Source organism: Lactobacillus helveticus, from assembly GCF_046109915.1.
GTDB classification, from domain to species: Bacteria; Bacillota; Bacilli; order Lactobacillales; family Lactobacillaceae; genus Lactobacillus; species Lactobacillus helveticus.
In genome coordinates, this window is record NZ_CP151471.1 from 1278642 (window position 1) to 1294330 (window position 15689).

General features: G+C 37.2%; 16 protein-coding genes, 3 pseudogenes and 1 other annotated feature. Of the genes and pseudogenes, 6 read left to right on the forward strand and 13 right to left on the reverse strand.

Features of this window, described 5'->3' with window-relative positions:
* Positions 1-4 precede the first annotated feature (4 nt).
* On the forward strand, positions 5-565 hold the full coding sequence (locus AADV52_RS06495; protein ID WP_003629977.1) for an SGNH/GDSL hydrolase family protein: 561 nt from the start codon (positions 5-7) through the stop codon (positions 563-565).
* Here the strand turns inward: AADV52_RS06495 and AADV52_RS06500 are convergent.
* The 5 genes from AADV52_RS06500 to helD form a co-directional block, all read right to left on the reverse strand.
* The gene (locus AADV52_RS06500; RefSeq protein ID WP_003627823.1) at positions 562-1008 is read right to left on the reverse strand and encodes a GNAT family N-acetyltransferase; all 447 of its coding nucleotides are present in this window, start codon (positions 1006-1008) and stop codon (positions 562-564) included. The genes AADV52_RS06495 and AADV52_RS06500 overlap by 4 nt on opposite strands.
* A gap of 3 nt (positions 1009-1011) precedes the next feature.
* Positions 1012-1815 carry an amino acid ABC transporter substrate-binding protein gene (locus AADV52_RS06505; protein ID WP_003627822.1) on the reverse strand — a complete coding sequence of 268 codons (804 nt, stop codon included), beginning with the start codon at positions 1813-1815 and terminating at the stop codon, positions 1012-1014.
* Positions 1816-1818: 3 nt separating this feature from the next.
* Positions 1819-2439, reverse strand: coding sequence for an amino acid ABC transporter ATP-binding protein (locus tag AADV52_RS06510; RefSeq protein WP_003627821.1), 621 nt, complete (start codon positions 2437-2439; stop codon positions 1819-1821).
* 15 nt (positions 2440-2454) lie between these two features.
* Positions 2455-3102, reverse strand: a complete 648-nt coding sequence (locus tag AADV52_RS06515; RefSeq protein ID WP_003627820.1) for an amino acid ABC transporter permease — start codon at positions 3100-3102, stop codon at positions 2455-2457.
* A 153-nt stretch (positions 3103-3255) separates the two neighbouring features.
* Positions 3256-3487, reverse strand: a binding site (T-box leader).
* 54 nt (positions 3488-3541) lie between these two features.
* Positions 3542-5848, reverse strand: a complete 2307-nt coding sequence (gene helD / locus AADV52_RS06520) for an RNA polymerase recycling motor HelD (protein WP_014919329.1) — start codon at positions 5846-5848, stop codon at positions 3542-3544.
* Positions 5849-5997: 149 nt separating this feature from the next.
* Here helD and AADV52_RS06525 point away from each other — a divergent pair, with 149 nt between their 5' ends.
* Positions 5998-6684: a M57 family metalloprotease gene (locus tag AADV52_RS06525; RefSeq protein ID WP_003627818.1), complete on the forward strand. Its 687-nt coding sequence runs from the start codon at positions 5998-6000 to the stop codon at positions 6682-6684.
* A gap of 60 nt (positions 6685-6744) precedes the next feature.
* Positions 6745-7395 carry a histidine phosphatase family protein gene (locus AADV52_RS06530; RefSeq protein ID WP_003627817.1) on the forward strand — a complete coding sequence of 217 codons (651 nt, stop codon included), beginning with the start codon at positions 6745-6747 and terminating at the stop codon, positions 7393-7395.
* Positions 7396-7498: 103 nt separating this feature from the next.
* Here AADV52_RS06530 and AADV52_RS06535 read toward each other — a convergent pair.
* From AADV52_RS06535 to AADV52_RS06545, 3 genes and pseudogenes are all read right to left on the reverse strand, one after another.
* Positions 7499-7684, reverse strand: a pseudogene (locus AADV52_RS06535) (aspartate racemase); the annotation flags it as partial.
* Positions 7683-7757 (reverse strand): annotated as a pseudogene (locus AADV52_RS06540) (bacitracin ABC transporter ATP-binding protein); the annotation flags it as partial. The pseudogenes AADV52_RS06540 and AADV52_RS06535, both read right to left, overlap by 2 nt.
* A gap of 145 nt (positions 7758-7902) precedes the next feature.
* On the reverse strand, positions 7903-9174 hold the full coding sequence (locus AADV52_RS06545) for a TcaA 3rd/4th domain-containing protein (protein ID WP_014919332.1): 1272 nt from the start codon (positions 9172-9174) through the stop codon (positions 7903-7905).
* A gap of 87 nt (positions 9175-9261) precedes the next feature.
* Between AADV52_RS06545 and AADV52_RS06550 the strand changes: the two genes are divergently transcribed.
* Positions 9262-9933 carry a hypothetical protein gene (locus tag AADV52_RS06550; RefSeq protein ID WP_014919333.1) on the forward strand — a complete coding sequence of 224 codons (672 nt, stop codon included), beginning with the start codon at positions 9262-9264 and terminating at the stop codon, positions 9931-9933.
* A 76-nt stretch (positions 9934-10009) separates the two neighbouring features.
* Here the strand turns inward: AADV52_RS06550 and AADV52_RS06555 are convergent, their stop codons facing one another.
* The 4 genes from AADV52_RS06555 to AADV52_RS06570 all read right to left on the reverse strand — a co-directional run bounded on the left by AADV52_RS06555 (position 10010) and on the right by AADV52_RS06570 (position 13489).
* On the reverse strand, positions 10010-10147 hold the full coding sequence (locus AADV52_RS06555) for a hypothetical protein (protein WP_014919334.1): 138 nt from the start codon (positions 10145-10147) through the stop codon (positions 10010-10012).
* Between the two features lie 90 nt (positions 10148-10237).
* Entirely contained in the window at positions 10238-11242 is a 1005-nt protein-coding gene (locus AADV52_RS06560) for an asparaginase (protein ID WP_014919335.1), read from the reverse strand.
* Positions 11243-11253: 11 nt separating this feature from the next.
* A complete protein-coding gene (locus AADV52_RS06565; protein WP_014919336.1) occupies positions 11254-12027 on the reverse strand; it encodes a MurR/RpiR family transcriptional regulator in 774 nt (257 codons plus the stop codon).
* Between the two features lie 124 nt (positions 12028-12151).
* Entirely contained in the window at positions 12152-13489 is a 1338-nt protein-coding gene (locus AADV52_RS06570; RefSeq protein WP_014919337.1) for a 6-phospho-alpha-glucosidase, read from the reverse strand.
* Between the two features lie 290 nt (positions 13490-13779).
* Between AADV52_RS06570 and AADV52_RS06575 the strand changes: the two are divergent.
* Together AADV52_RS06575 and AADV52_RS06580 are read left to right on the forward strand one after the other, a co-directional pair.
* Positions 13780-14025 (forward strand): annotated as a pseudogene (locus AADV52_RS06575) (hypothetical protein); the annotation flags it as partial.
* 472 nt (positions 14026-14497) lie between these two features.
* Positions 14498-15004: a hypothetical protein gene (locus AADV52_RS06580; RefSeq protein ID WP_014919339.1), complete on the forward strand. Its 507-nt coding sequence runs from the start codon at positions 14498-14500 to the stop codon at positions 15002-15004.
* A gap of 16 nt (positions 15005-15020) precedes the next feature.
* Here AADV52_RS06580 and AADV52_RS06585 read toward each other — a convergent pair whose 3' ends face one another.
* Positions 15021-15584, reverse strand: a complete 564-nt coding sequence (locus AADV52_RS06585) for a GNAT family N-acetyltransferase (protein ID WP_014919340.1) — start codon at positions 15582-15584, stop codon at positions 15021-15023.
* Positions 15585-15689 lie beyond the last annotated feature (105 nt).

Here is a 15689-nt window from a genome sequence, read left to right on the forward strand (position 1 = left end):
AATTATGAAAAAAATAATTTTATTCGGTGATTCTATTTTCAACGGTTTTCGCAATGGCCAAGACACAGATTTAGTTACTAACCTATTTCAAAAAGGACTAAAAGATTATGCACAGGTGGAAAACATATCTAAAAGTGGTGCTACGACTGTCGAAGCATTGGACTATTTGCATCTAATTCCTCAAAAAAGAGATTTAGTTGTAGTCGAATATGGCAATAATGATGCCGCAACTGGCTGGGGCATTCGACCAGAACGCTATGAGCAAAATCTAAACGAAATCCTCACTAAAATAGGCAAAGCCATAGTCGTTGGTCTTTGTTATCCTGATCCTACTAACAGCGAAATTAACCAATTTTATGGCGATAAGAGACTAGATCTTTTTAACGATATTGCTAAAAGAGTTGCAGCTAAGCACAGTGCACAGTTTGTGGATATCTTACCTGCTTTTAGAAAACTCACGGACATTTCGACATACTATCAAAAAGATGGCCAGCATCTAACAGATAAGGGCAATGAATTTTTAGTTAATCAAATTCTGCCAGCAATCAAAAAAGAACTTGATTAATTCAAGTCCTTCTTCATCATAATATGCTCAACGCCAGCTTCCTCAAAAGGTTCACCACAGGTTTGATAACCTACTTTTTCATAAAATGGCTTAACATGCATTTGGGCATGACAATACAAAGCTGAAGCATTTTGCTTTTTTAAATAATTATGCACAGCTAACAGCATTTTCTTGCCTAAGCTTTGACCGCGACTTTTCTTTGATACTGCAACACGGCCTAGCATCCACTTATCTTTTTCCACAAACAGACGACATGTCGCAAGGGCATCCGTCTGTTTTTCATTTAACAAAAAAACTTGAATAGCTGTTAAATCTTGATCATCCAAATCCGGCACAGTAATTTTTTGCTCAGCTACAAAAGTTTCATTGCGTAAGCGAGCCACCGCAAACATTTCTCTGCTTGTCATTTCATCAATCTTTTTAAAAGAAAAATTATTATTCATCGTTTATTTACCTAAATAATTACTATCTTTACCAAACCATTTTTCATTAATTTGACGCAATTTGCCATTCTTCTGCAATCTGGCCAATCCTTCGTTGAGCTTTTTTTGCAAAGTCTTGTCGCCTTTACGCATCCCTACAGCAAATTCATCGAATGGTACGCGATCATTCTGAATCACCTTATATTCGCTGCTTTTAACCATGTGTGCAATGTAATAGTCGGCATATACTTCGTCTAGTAAAATCCCTTGAATTCTGCCAGAGTTTAAATCTAAGAATGAATTAGAAATGGTGTCGTACAAAATAGTCTTCTTAGCATGCAAAACGTTCTGCTTGGTCTCATACCATTGTTCAGCTGTTGACCCAGTTTGCATCCCCAGCTCATATTTTTTCATCTGTGCAACACTGTCAATGCCGCTATTCTTCTTTACTACTAAAACCTGACGATTGCGCAAATATGGTCGACTAAAAGCTACTTTTTTCTTTCGCTCAGGCGTAATGCTATAGCCGTTCCAGATTAAATCGATGGTACCGTTACGCAATTCCGTTACGTTCATCGACCAGTCGATCGTTTGAAAACTGACTTTAATCCCGTATTCCTTAAAAACGGCCCTTGCTAAATCAATATCGTAACCCGTGAGCTGACCATTTTTCTTCTCAAAGCCCATCGGCACAAAGCTGTCGTCTAGGCCAATAACTACCTGTTTATTCTTTTCGATTGTTTGCCAGCTGTCCGGATTATTAGATTTAGCACAGCCAGTTAAAGTTAGTGCTAGAATTCCAATAATTGCTATTATCCATTTTTTCATAGGCTAACCCTCACTTAATGGTTGCACCTTTAACATCTGATCTGCCACATTCTCTGCAAATTGCAAATCGTGCGTGATAATTAATTGTGTTAAACCAGACTTCTTCAGGCCTAAAATCATCTTCTCAACTTCTTTACGTAAGTTAGGATCAAGCGCTGAAGTTGGCTCATCATAACAGAGAATACGTGGTTTCATTGCCAAAGCTCGCGCAATTGCGACACGCTGCTTTTGACCACCAGACAGTTCATAAGGATATTGCTTTTCTCGACCATTCATTTGTAAACGATTGAGCAGCTCATAAGCTTCTTTATTAGCCTCTTCCTTGCTTTCTTTAAGTACCAGCGTTGGTGCCAAAGTGATATTTTGCAACACATTTAAGTTAGGGAAAAGATTATAATCCTGAAATACAACGCCCACTTTACCTGAATCATAGGCTTGGCCCTCAATCAAAATCTCGCCGCTATCTTTTGTTTCAAGGCCAGCAATGATTCTTAGAAGCGTGGTTTTCCCCGCACCAGATGGACCAACAATAGTCATGATCTCACCATCGTTTAGGGTAAACGAGATATCTTTTAAAATTGGTCGATTATTAAATTCCTTGTATAAGTTTTTTACTTCTAACATTTAATCCACCTGCCACTATCTGTAATAAGAGACGTGCTTTTCCAACTTTTTCAAAACAAAAGCACAAATACTAATCAAAAGTAGATAAATCACGCCAACTAAAACTAATGGAACCAGCGTTACATCGCGCGCCATGGCCACGTTACCGGCTCTAAGCAAGTCGCCCAAGCCGATTACATAAACAAGTGACGAATCCTTAACCAAGTTGATTACTTCATTACCAATTGAAGGTAAGACAATCTTAATTACCTGGGGAATAACTATCTTGGTCATTGTTTGCCAGCGGCTTAAACGCAAAACTTTTGCGGCTTCAAATTGTCCTTCATCAATTGATTGAAATCCGCCCCGGAAAATTTCCGCAAAATATGCCGCATAATTTAAGACAAATGCCAAGAGTGCTGCCTGATAACGCGGAAACACAATATGGATAATTGGTAAACCATAAAACACAAAAATCAATTGTAAGAGCAGCGGTGTTCCTCGCATAATCCAGACATAAAAGTTAACCAGCCATTTAATTGGCTTAATTTTGCTCATTTCTCCCAATGAAACTAAAATTCCGAGCGGTGTTGCCAAAATAATAGTCCAAAAGAAAATACTAAGCGTCATCGTTGCGCCGCTAAAAAGGGCCGGTAAAATTTCTCCAATATATTTTAATGACATATCCTCACCTGCATTTTTCTAATAAAAAAGTCCCCTTAGGACTAACCTAAGAGAACGAACTGATCGTGTTTCCACCTCATCTTCGCATCTGCTCACGCAAAATGCCTCACTAGATTGATTATCTTAAAGAAAAAGCCCCCATAGCCAATTGGCTACGAGGGCGAATGAAATCGCGGTTCCACCTCATGTTCACAGGCTATTCGCATAACCTGCCTCAATAAGTTAATAATCAACCTTTAGCTGTAACGGGCTATCCCGGGTCTTCCTACTTAATTCAGAAAATCAACTCACAGATGTGACTTCAGATTAGCTCGTGTTTCATTTCCACCATCAGAAACTCTCTATTACCGCAGCTAACCTTACTGCTTCTGTTCTAAGTTGTTTTTAATGTTGCTATAAATCTTATAGGATTAACAAATATTTGTCAATTATTTCTTTTTCATTTTTCTTCATAAGTAGCTGGATCTACATCTAAAAGTGGACTCTTTTCACCTGTATAAATCACATCTAACTTGTACATTGCACGAGATGTAATCGTGTAAACTAACTGGGTTTCATCCAATTGATGATAATTTTCTTTGTTTGCGCCCCACATAACTACGGCATCAAACTCTAATCCTTTGGCAAGGTATGAAGGAATTACCAAGGTACCATCAACTAAACGCTGGTTAGCTGTCGCAATCAAAGTGGTTGGTTCCTTCTTCTTGCTCAATTCTTCATGCACAAATTTAGCACTAGCCAAATCCTTGGTAATGATGACTGTAGTCATCTTACGCTTTTCATTATCGCGCAAAACATCGACTAAGACATCAATTGCCTTCTCATCATTATCTCTTCCCCAAATCACAGGTTTTGGACCTTGACGGTTGAAGGCTTCGATCTTTTCACCTTGACGCAAAATCTGCTTGGTAAAATTAGTCAATTGCTTAGTTGAACGATAGGACTTAGTAAGCTGAACCACATCAGTTTTTTCTGGATCAAACAAACCAGAAATCTGCTTAAGCAAGCTGCGACTCTCATCCTTAGTAAAGATGGCCTGATTCAAATCACCGAGCATCGTAAACTTAGCACGTGGGAAATTGTACTTAAGGTAAGCCAATTGGAATGGCGTATAATCTTGAATTTCATCAATAAATGCATAACGCATTTCATAATCGGTTCTGCGACCAGTGATCAAATCATACAAGTAAAGATAGGCAGAAACATCAGTGATAGCAATATCATGTTTCTTGAAGTTCTCCTTAACTTCATCAATATGATGCAACCAATCATCTTCTGTAATGTCCCACTTAGCTAAATCAACCATCTTAGGTACGGCACGCAAGAAGCTCAAGTATTGTGCACGCATGTTGATAAAGTGATTGTGCAAAATGCGCTTGTGCACGCCCTTTAAAGCTTTCAAAACAATCTTTCTGCCTAAGAAAGCTTCTTCCTTAGCTTCTGATTCAAATTCTTGATCAGGGCGATCATACAATTCATTTAACTCTGATTGACTCATCCCTTCAATGGTGCGAGCAACCCAGGCCTTTTTAGCTTCTGGTGTAATCTTGCGATTAAGCATCTTAATAAGCTCTTCGCGCGTTGCATCAATTCTATTAGCTAAATTGTAGTTTTCATTATATGAGTAATAAATTTCCTTGATCTTTTCCTTATCAAAATAAGGCTCCTTCTTATCACGGAAATAGATATTCTTGAAAATTACGCCCCGTTTATTCAAGTGTTTAGCATAGCGCGTTAACAAATTGAAGAAATTGACTGAACCCTTGAGCTTGCTGATATCAGTATCAGAATTCTGATCTTCAAATTGTTTAAACAAGTTTTCCACATTCATCCCTGGAAGTCGCCGTGCCACAAATTGCCAATAAGTCATCTGCACCATGTTTTGTTCACCCATTTCAGGCAAAACATTTTTAATGTAATCATTGAACAATTGGTTAGGACTGAACATGATAACGTCACTAGAAGTTAAATTACCACGGTAGCGGTAAAGCAAGTATGCAATTCTTTGCAAAATCGCACTAGTCTTTCCTGAACCTGCAGCACCTTGCACGAAGAGCAAGTCAGCGCTGGTATTTCTAATAATCTTATTTTGTTCTTGTTGAATCGTGGTTACGATTGATTTCATCTGAGTTGATGACTTTTCAGATAAAACCTCTAGAAGCATTTGATCACCGATTGATTCATTAGTGTCAAACATGTTGACGATCTTGCCATCTTCAATCATGAATTGGCGCTTCTTCGTCATGTCGACGGTAATCTTACCTTCTGGCGAATTATAAGATACTTCGCCTAACTTGCCATCATAATAAATTGAAGAAATAGGCGCACGCCAGTCATAAATCAAGAAATGATCATCTTTATCAGCAAAAGAACCCAGACCAATATAGATAGTTTCAGGCTTCTTTTCCCCTTGTTCCTTAAAATCAACTCGAGCAAAATATGGCCGCTTTTCCAGTCTTTCGACAGTATCCAACTGCTTAGCTGAATGTTGCCAAGTATGCTCACGCTCACTTAATAATTGCTGCTGTTGATGAATCGACAAGGCAGTTTCCATTGAAGTCGAATAGCCATCATAGTCTAATTTAACATCATCAAAGAAATGTGAATTAAGATCTCTAGCTTCGCCTTCAGCTGATTTAATTGACTTTTTTAAAGATTTTTCACGTTCCTTGATTTGTTTCATAATATTATCAAGGTGTTTTTGTTCAAGTGTTTCTTCACTATTTTCACTTTTTGCTGTGGTCATTTAATCACCTTTTCTTTAAAAACTCGCATTATATTTTATCATGAATAACGCTTTCATAATAGTCCACATGCTCATAGACAAAATATAAGCAAAAATAGGTGAAAACTTAAGAATTGAAGATTATAATTTCAACATTGGAGTTGAAAAAAATGAGAACATTTTTTAGATTCATCAGAAATATTTTCTTGCTTGCATTACTTGCCTTTGCTGTTTGGACTTATAAAAATGACCCTAACATGCGCATGGCTACGCAAGATTCTCTGACTACATTGAATTATCGCATCCAGCAGTTATTAGAAACCGGAACTGCCACGCCACCTAAGCTAGGCGATAAAGACATTTCCACCAAAACCGACAAAACAAAAGATGACGATACTTCTGACAACCGGACTTGGTCAAAGCCGGAAGCGAATGTTTACGTAGATATTAAAAACAATATTCAATTACGTTCAGCTGCAATAGATGCCATGAATGCTTGGAATCGGACCGGAGCCTTCACTTTTCATCAAATTGCTAACAAAAAGAAGGCACAAATAGTTATCAACATTGTGGATAATAGCGATACAAACGCCGCTGGTGAAACGGCCACAACCTACAATCCAGCAACAGGACATTTGCTAAAAGCAGAAGTTCATCTCAATCGTTACTACTTGCAAAATGAATGGTATGGTTACAGCAATAATCGTATTATCAATACCGCTGAGCATGAATTAGGTCACGCGATCGGTTTAAATCACACCAATAGCGTTTCAGTCATGTATCCTAAGGGATCAATTTACACCATTCAGCCACAAGATATCAAAAATGTGCGTAAGCTCTACCACGAAAACAATTAACTTTAATTACTCCTCTCTTTTTTCTAAAATAGAGAGGAGTTTTTTGATGAGGAGAAATTTATGAAAAGAATCTATATTGTTCGTCACGGACAGACTTATATTAATCGTTATAACAAGATGCAGGGCTGGTGTGATACGCCTTTAACTACCGCAGGAATCGAAGGTGCCGAAGAAGCCGGCAAGGCATTGCACGACGTTCCTTTTGATATTGCCCTTTCTAGTGATTTAAAAAGAGCTAGCGATACCTGCGAAACTATCATGAAATACAACGTCAACAAGGATGAATTGCAACATATTGCTAGTCCATTTTTCAGAGAACAATTCTACGGCTACTTTGAAGGAATGGATTCTGAAATGGCTTGGCGCATGATCGGTGGCAGTCATGGCTACGCTACTAGACAAGAAATGTTTAAACATGAAAGTATCGATACCATTAAAGATTGGATCAAAGAAGCTGACCCATACCATCAAGCAGAAGATGCTGAAGAATATTGGTCTCGTATGGAAAATGGTTTAAAGATGATCAGCGAACTTGATGGAGCTGAAAACATCTTGTTGGTTACCCATGGTTTTACTATTAGAAGCTTGTGGTACCGTTACGGCGATAACATCCCTCTTGTACCCGGTCCAAAGAATGCCTCAATTACCGTGATGACCATGAGCGATAAAGGCGACATCAAGATTCCTATTTGGAATGAAATGCACTTATGAACATATACAAAAAGAAGCTTAGATCAACTTGATCTAGGCTTCTCTTTTTTAGATGAACGCTATATTATTACTACGCTATTTAGTTTGTGGGTATTTATTTAATCTAATCATACATATATTTCTTAACTGCTTCTTTTGGATCCATTCCATTTCTAATCTTTTCTTCTAGTTCAGTGGAAACGTCAGCGATAATTGATTGGGGGTCAATTACTGCAACGTCAGGATCGGGTGCTTTTTTATTGGCTAAGAATAATTCGGTGCAGCCTAACAAAACCACTTTACACCCATAAAGCTTGGTATTGTTTTTCGCCTTTTTTACCATAAGTTTTGGTGACGTTGTCAACCACAAGAATTTCGTTCATTTTATGTTCCTCTTTCTCCGTTAATTTGTTTTACTGTGTTATTAACTTAATACACCAATATGATATTCAGCTTTTGTCAATCTATTTTTGCGCAAAAAAGAGCTCTTCACTTTTAAATACGTGAAGAACCCTGATTTAACAGCATTTAGTTGCTGGTTTTTGTTTTAATTAATTTGCATTTTCCTAATGTTTGAATCTCTTGATGACCGTTTACTAGATGCAAAACTGCATCCTGGTATAACAGTTTTTCTTTCTTTTTGCTCTTATCTTTATACTTTTTGATAAAAGTTACCTCGTAATCTATCTTGCTGTAATTACGCTTGCCCGGCAAAACAGATAAGACTTTTACTTCGACATTGAACTTCTTAAGTTTTTTATCTTTTTTCCACTTCTTGATTTGCTGCTCAATCTTCTTGTAATCGGCGTTTTCTTTGCCATTTTCAAAATTGGTTACCATTGGCTTCTTAAAGTTGGTATATAGCATGCTTGCAGCATCCTCAACTTTAATTAGACCTGGCCAAATTGGATTAACAATATAATCACCTTCAGCATCTTGGTAAACATCCTTTTCACCATTGCCTTGGTAATCTGCTGCGCCATCATAATCAGTCACATCGTCTTCGCTATCGCTAAATTCAGCGCTGATTGACTGCGACAAGTCCGTCACTCTTTCAGACTTAATAGTTTTGCCATCTGCCTTGCTTTTAACATAAATTTCCATTCTTTTAGCAAGCGGATAATCTTTAAAGGTATAATGTCCCTTTTTATTAAGAGTAGCTGCCTTGTGATCATTAATATAGACCACGCCATTAGGAACGCTGCGAATCTGGAAAGTGGCGGTCTTAATTTTCATATTGACCGTCTTATTTGACCAAATATTTACAATCGAGTCAGCATCCAGCTTTCTACCATTGACTTTAGATTTAACTAAAATATGATAGCGACCTGGGAAGACCAATCCTAGATCTTGATAATAGTTCTGGTTGCCGCCGTTCATTTTGCCATAATCTTCACCATTGACAAATAAAGTGGAATTGGCATGATTGGTTTGAACTTGCGGACGGTAGCATTGCACTCTCAATTTATATTTACTGAAGAACAGAAAATACCTACCGTCCTCAATCAATTGAATTTCACCATCATCGCGACCGCTTCGTAAGTTGGAATCCAATTTTTTCACAGCCGCTGTGTGATTTTTAAAATAATTCTGCAATGGCTTTAAACTGTCATCAGTTACCTTCATATCAGGCGTTGAAGCAACCACGTATTGTGCCATCCCTGTCTTGGGATCTTTTAAGTTAGCAACAATGCGGCTAATCTGCCGATCTTTTGTATAATAAAAATTGCCAGCGGTAATTAATCCGCCAACTAAAATTACAATAATTCCAAATATCCAAATAGTTTTACATTTTTTCATACTTAAAACCCACCAAATTAATACTTTAAATTTAGATTAACAGGTTGAGCCAAAATAGCAACTATCTTCATTTTTGTGAGGAAAATTATGGAAATTAATTTTAATTTTGTCAAAAATAGTCCAACATTTAGTGAGCAAGATTCTGCTGCTGAAAAAATTCACAAGTTATACACAATTGATGATTATCGCGATGTCATCAGCAACTCCCGACTGCTGCTTGAAACACTTACTAAGAAACTTTTTAAATTAGAAAACCTGAATGCCTATTATCATGTACCTGATGGCGAATATCGCAATCTGCGCAATGATACGCATTATTTACGCAGTGAACTCGATTATCCTTTAAGCATCATGGATTTATTCGATGAAGTCCGCCGAATGGGAAATGCGGCAATCCACGATAGTAAAATCGAACCTGACAAAAAGCAGGCCTGGCGCTGCATCTGTGATTTGCACGATATTCTAGTCTTCTTAATCAATAGCTACGATAGGCAAGATCTGTATTATATTCGACCCGACATTGCCATGGAGGCTCAGACTTCTAAGCAATTTCATTCCCGCATGAAAAATACTAAGCCACACATCAAGCTCAAGGATCATCAAACTAAAAAAGTAGGAAAAAATCATTCACACACTAACTTAAAAAAGGCGAAACATTTCTCTAGTGCAAAAACTGTGGACAAGCCTGCTGAAAAACATGAACATACACAACCTACAAAACAAAATTGGTTCACCAAACTTTTCCACAAAAGAAAATAGCAAGGCTACGTTGCCTTGCTATCCTAATTCAAGAAAGTGTAGTCATTCAAGATCACATTGTAGTGACTGTTTTAGTTTACTTTTTAACGATTGCACTAGAAAATGTTTGCGCATTAGATTCAATCAACTGATTTGAATTATTAGCAAAAAGTGAAACCCCAATTCCTACTGCCGCTAAAGTAAGCCAGACTTTTCCTAATAGTTTACTTTTCATATTATATGCACTCCTTTTGCCTCTATTATACAAAAAGCATTAGTGCATTAGCATTGTCTGCGCTTACAATTAATAAAATTGTAACATTCTTTAATTAGTTTTAAGAGTTACTTCACCAGCCACATCTGTATTGAAGAAATCTGCCACTTCATGTACGTTCATGCCTTGACCAAGGGCCCACATCAATTTGGTAATGGCACTCTCAGAAGTCATGTCGCACGCACTGATCGCACCTTCTAGCAAGGCCTCACGTCCAACTTCATACTTGGTTAAGTCGCTACGTTCATATAAACATTGGCTGCTGGCAATTACAGGGATGTCCTGTCTGATCAACTTACCAATTGCGGCAACCATGTTACGGCGAATAAAGTTCATCCCACCTAACCCGTAGGCTTCAATAACAATTCCTTGGCAGCCACTATCTACCATCGCAAATAATAATTTAGGATCAAAACCTGGGAATAATTTTACTAATGAAACATTCGAATCAATATCGGTGTTTAAACTAGGTGCACCCGTCTTTTCTCTAGGTTGGTAGTCCTTATTGAATACTAAGCCATCAGACGAAACAGTTGCGATAGGTGGAACGTTCACGCTCTCAAAGGCATCGAAGTTGGTTGTTCTAACCTTAACGGCTCTGCAGCCAAGCATGATTTTATTATGGAAAGCCAAATAAATATCAGGCGGACAAGTAGCCGCTGCCGCAAAGGCTAAACGCAAATTATCGTGAGCGTCACTTAAAACGACATTGATTGGCACCTGACTTCCAGTTAAAACAACTGGAATATTAATGTTCTTCAACATAAAAGCAAGCATTGACGCGGTGTAAGCCATCGTATCGGTACCGTGTGAAACGACAATGCCATCATAATCGTCGCGATATTTATAAATATTTTCTGCAATAATCTTCCATTCTTCTGGTTGAATATTGGAAGAATCAAGCTGCAAAATATCTTGAACGTCGATATCATATGGCAACTTACCCAGCATTTTAATCAATTCTTCGCCACTCTCTTTTGGCACTAAGCCCGCATCAGAAGCAACTGACGCAATCGTCCCACCAGTTGAAAGCAATAATAACTTTTTCTTTTCCATCTTTGTTTCCTCTACTTTTGCAATTTACGCTGTTTTGCATATTCATTAATTATTAAATCAATTAAAACATAGGCTGAACTAAAAGTCTCAACCTTTTTACTAAACTGAAATGGCGTAGTTTTAAAGAAAAAGCTGTAATCACTAAGAGAAGCCAATTTTCCTGGCTGCCAACTCGTTAGCGAAACCAGCTTTAGCTTATTATTGATTACATCAATTTTCTTTAACTCTTCAATAATTGTCTTATTAAAGCCGCCAAACGAAATCACAAATAGCATATCATTTTCTTTGGCAGCTTGGCCAAGCATTGAAACTTCATCCCGCGCACTTGGCAAAATAATTGCATTTTTACCTATTAAATAAAAGGAATGCGCTAAATATTCCGCAATAATCTGTTGTTGCCAACCTGTGGAATAAATGTAGATAGTTTCAGCTTGATCTAAATCCGCACATAAGTCATGTAAATCCAGTCCTTTAAAATATTTAAAGGTGTCATTGATGATTTTTTGCAAATTATCGTCAAAATCTAATTCTTGAGCATGCTTGGCATATTGCTCTTTTCTAGCAATCAATTCAGATAGTTCAAATTTAAGCTCGCTAAAGCCACTTAAGCCTAATTTTTTACTCAAACGAAAAATGGCAGATTTAGAAACATATAACTTCTGCGCTAATTCCATTAAGCTCAACTTGCTAGCTTCCTTAGGATACTTAAGCAAGTAACTGACTATTGCCTTGTCAGTATCATTGAAGCTTTCCTTTTTCTTCATTACTACTGTTTCTAAATCCATTTCTATGTCCTTTCCGTCATTAACTTAATAACAAGTTCAGAATATCATGATCAACACAAAAAAGGTAGCTATTCAATTATAGAATAGTTACCTTTTCCTTATTTGTTATGACTTGTCAAAATTGTTATTTAAGTTCTGGCCAATATGGAGCGTTAACTGGAATCATGTCATCCAAAATCTTCTTAGCTACAGATGCATCTGGAACAGTCTTGTTCAAAGCGAAGGCTTGGAGCATCTTTTGGTATGAGTGTTCTACATAAGCATCAACAACCAACTTTTCACAGGTTTGTTGTTCCATCATCAAACCTCTTTGGAAACGGCCAGCCTTACCAGTTGCCATTGGTTGAATACCATCAGCACCAAACAATGCTGGAACTTCAACGATTGAATCTGGATCCATGTTGGCAATGGCACCGTTGTTTTCACAGTTAGCCAAGAACTTCTCGTGGGTGTTGTAAGCAATAGCGTGAATAATATCTACGATATATTCTGAGTGCAAACCTGAAATGTCCCAAATATTGTCCTTAGCAGTACCTGCCTTAACGATTCTTTCACATTCACCGAAGACGATCTTTTGACGGTGTTCACGAATTTCATCAGTACGAGTGTGCTTTGGATCGGCGTTTGCTACTTCATATTGTGGGAAGTAGTAGTATTGCATGTAGTTGTTTGGCAAGGTTTCTGGATCCATCTTGTAGTCGTCAGCAACCTTCTTAAAGGTAGTTTTCCATGAAGCTTCAGTATCTTTGTCGTAGTCGCCGCCTACCCAGTAGCCGTGATCCTTGACGTATTCCTTAAGCTTAGGCATCAAGTCTTCACCGGTCTTCTTGTTTCTAACTTCTTTCCACCAGCCGAAGTGGTTTAAGCCGTAGTAGTTGAAGTCAATGTCGTGCCAGCTGTTTAAACCGCAGATAGCAGCCATTCTGTCCATGTCATCAATTGGCATATCACAGATGTTGATAACCTTTGCACCTGGACGAAGGCGACGACAAGCTTCAGCAACAATAGCAATAGTGTTGGAGTAGTTGATCATCCAAGCATTTGGTGAATATTCTTGCATCCAATCAATGATTTGCAAAATTGCAGGAATTGAACGAAGACCATAAGCCATACCTCCGGGTCCTGTAGTTTCCTGACCATTTACACCATATTTTAATGGGATTTTTTCATCTAAGCTTCTCATGTGGTACTTACCAACACGAATTGAACCCATTACAAAGTCTACGTCAGTAAAGGCTTCCTTTGGATCAGTGGTGTATGAGAACTTAATTTGTGGAGCTCTTTCCTTCATTATGATCTTAACAGCTTCACCAATCTTCTTTTGACGTTCTGCATCGTTATCGTAGAACTTCAATTGTCTCATTGGGAATTTATCTTGACTCTTAATTAAGTCCAAAACAAATCCTGGTGTAAAAGTACTACCACCACCGGCAATAACTACTGAATATTTTTTACCATCCATAGTTCTTTACTCTCCTTTTCGTAAGTTTTCATCTTTTGGGAATTGCTTAATTACCTTACGCATATATTTATAACATTTTTCTTTTAGAATGTATTCGTTTTCAATGGCTTCAGACTTTGTTTCGTCAGTTGAACCTCATTTCAAATAGTGAAATATATTTTGGTTTATCATTGTCTATTCACATATAGTTTTAGTATAATAATAGCTAAAACATGTCCTTGTTATTGCAAAATGTATTTCAAAATCGGACTTTGATTATTTAATCAGTTTCTACTATGATAAAAGGACGAGATTTAGCAAGAATGCTTTTCGGTGGTTTCTATGGCTCAGACAGTCAAATGAATGATTCTTCAAGATACACTGAATGGGAACACGCTGGTGACTTGCTTGGTTGTCGTACAAAGCATTATGATGCTAAGACTAAATACTTTGGTATCAGCTTCAGCGGCTTAAAGGGCGATTCAAGCAAGATTAGTGTTCACATGATGGGCGTTGCTAAGCGTTACATCCAAAACTACAAGAAATTTAACCGTTAATATTGACGTTGTAGTTTAAAACTTAATAATGTTCCTAATCCAAGAGTTCAGATGGTTTGGTCACCTATTTGAGCTCTTTTAATTTACTCAAAAAAGGCCAGATTGCTCTGTATTTTCAGACAATTTGGTCTTTTTGTACTCTATATTAGGCAAGATTAATAATTAAAAGTAAGTATTGAAATGCCCGGTCTTATCACTTTTTGAGCAAGAATGTTGATATATCAACGTTTCAAGCATTTTCAGCAACTATAAGTTATAAATTTTAGTTCTTGTTTTTTTATTTTTTTAAAATTTTTTTGAGATATCTATTTATAGCTAATCTGCTTAAATCATGCTTACATCAAGCCATAAACCAATTATTATTAAAAATAGCTATTGCTATATTGATGCACGCTTGGTATATTTTATAAAAATAATTTTTAACAAAAATATTCAAACTTACTTGGAGTTGTTATTGAAAGGGATGAATCTAATGAGAAAACTTACAACTTATGAGATTTTACGCGAAGAATTAACTAGAGGTATTATTACTAAATACTCTGTTACCCAATTTTGCAAGGCCACTGGTATGAGCCGCGGCGTTTTTTATAATACTTATACTGGATTAACCGATCTATTTTGTAAAAGTATTCAAGCAGAAATTAAAACTCATTTCCGCGAATATGGTGACTGTCAGTCTAATAAATTGATCTTTGCTTTTCTTAGACAAATTGGCAATGATCGCCTTTTCTACACTAATATTTATCGTCTAACTCGCAAAAAGCATACTACTCACATCTGCGATCAGATTAATCGCACGCTTTTTACAGAAATGCAAAAACATCTTTTTAACAGTGATTACTCCAATAAGCATATTAAGAGCATGACCAATATTCTGCTTGCCCATATCACCAATTGGATTGATCACGGTTGCGATGCCCATGTGCTCGACGTTTATACTGATGTCGCAATTATTTTGCCTAAACAAAAAGACTGCTAACCAGTAGCCTTTTTTGCTATATTCTTTTAATCATGTGGTCGTATGTCCGATCCCCGATCGTCATCGTCTTTTCTGTTTGATAGCCTTTGTGCTCATACAAGCGCTGTGCTCGAGGATTTTCCTGGTCTACATTTAAACTTAAAATATGGTAGCCTTGCTTAGCAGCTACCACTTCAGCCTTATCAAGCAAGTGACTGGCAATCTTTTCACCCCAATGATCTGGATCGACTGCCAATGCATCGATGTACCATTCATGTGGCCAAGCTTCTTGATCTGAGAAGATCACCGTTGAGATTGGCAAACCAGTTTTGGCATAATCATGACGCAAGACGATATCAATAATCTTTTGATCTTTATATGGATACATATCGAGAATGCCTACCACCTTGCCAGCTTTCTCACTTACCCAAATACGACGGTATGAGTAACGATAATCCTCCGAAATGAAGCCTAACTTCATCAAGCTATAAAATTGATCTTCGGGTAGCTTTTCAATCGCCTCCATCTGCATTTCATCAAAAATCTGTTTTAAAATTGGATATATAAATGGAAAATCTGTTTTTCTCGCTCTTCTAATCATCACTGGTCCCTTTCCTATTTAACTTATTACTATCTAGTATAAGCCTCATCTTCATTACAACAAAAACTATCATTTTTAAACTTATATGGTATATTATAAGTAGAT

What these genes read in the sequence shown, in the direction of transcription:
- AADV52_RS06510 (WP_003627821.1), bottom strand. Translation starts at nt 2,439, where the DNA reads ATGTTAGAAGTAAAAAACTTATACAAGGAATTTAATAATCGACCAATT.
- AADV52_RS06550 (WP_014919333.1), top strand. Translation starts at nt 9,262, where the DNA reads ATGGAAATTAATTTTAATTTTGTCAAAAATAGTCCAACATTTAGTGAG.
- AADV52_RS06530 (WP_003627817.1), top strand. Translation starts at nt 6,745, where the DNA reads ATGAAAAGAATCTATATTGTTCGTCACGGACAGACTTATATTAATCGT.
- helD (WP_014919329.1), bottom strand. Translation starts at nt 5,848, where the DNA reads ATGACCACAGCAAAAAGTGAAAATAGTGAAGAAACACTTGAACAAAAA.
- AADV52_RS06560 (WP_014919335.1), bottom strand. Translation starts at nt 11,242, where the DNA reads ATGGAAAAGAAAAAGTTATTATTGCTTTCAACTGGTGGGACGATTGCG.
- AADV52_RS06495 (WP_003629977.1), top strand. Translation starts at nt 5, where the DNA reads ATGAAAAAAATAATTTTATTCGGTGATTCTATTTTCAACGGTTTTCGC.
- AADV52_RS06570 (WP_014919337.1), bottom strand. Translation starts at nt 13,489, where the DNA reads ATGGATGGTAAAAAATATTCAGTAGTTATTGCCGGTGGTGGTAGTACT.
- AADV52_RS06555 (WP_014919334.1), bottom strand. Translation starts at nt 10,147, where the DNA reads ATGAAAAGTAAACTATTAGGAAAAGTCTGGCTTACTTTAGCGGCAGTA.
- AADV52_RS06500 (WP_003627823.1), bottom strand. Translation starts at nt 1,008, where the DNA reads ATGAATAATAATTTTTCTTTTAAAAAGATTGATGAAATGACAAGCAGA.
- AADV52_RS06580 (WP_014919339.1), top strand. Translation starts at nt 14,498, where the DNA reads ATGAGAAAACTTACAACTTATGAGATTTTACGCGAAGAATTAACTAGA.
- AADV52_RS06505 (WP_003627822.1), bottom strand. Translation starts at nt 1,815, where the DNA reads ATGAAAAAATGGATAATAGCAATTATTGGAATTCTAGCACTAACTTTA.
- AADV52_RS06525 (WP_003627818.1), top strand. Translation starts at nt 5,998, where the DNA reads ATGAGAACATTTTTTAGATTCATCAGAAATATTTTCTTGCTTGCATTA.
- AADV52_RS06565 (WP_014919336.1), bottom strand. Translation starts at nt 12,027, where the DNA reads ATGGATTTAGAAACAGTAGTAATGAAGAAAAAGGAAAGCTTCAATGAT.
- AADV52_RS06585 (WP_014919340.1), bottom strand. Translation starts at nt 15,584, where the DNA reads ATGATTAGAAGAGCGAGAAAAACAGATTTTCCATTTATATATCCAATT.
- AADV52_RS06515 (WP_003627820.1), bottom strand. Translation starts at nt 3,102, where the DNA reads ATGTCATTAAAATATATTGGAGAAATTTTACCGGCCCTTTTTAGCGGC.
- AADV52_RS06545 (WP_014919332.1), bottom strand. Translation starts at nt 9,174, where the DNA reads ATGAAAAAATGTAAAACTATTTGGATATTTGGAATTATTGTAATTTTA.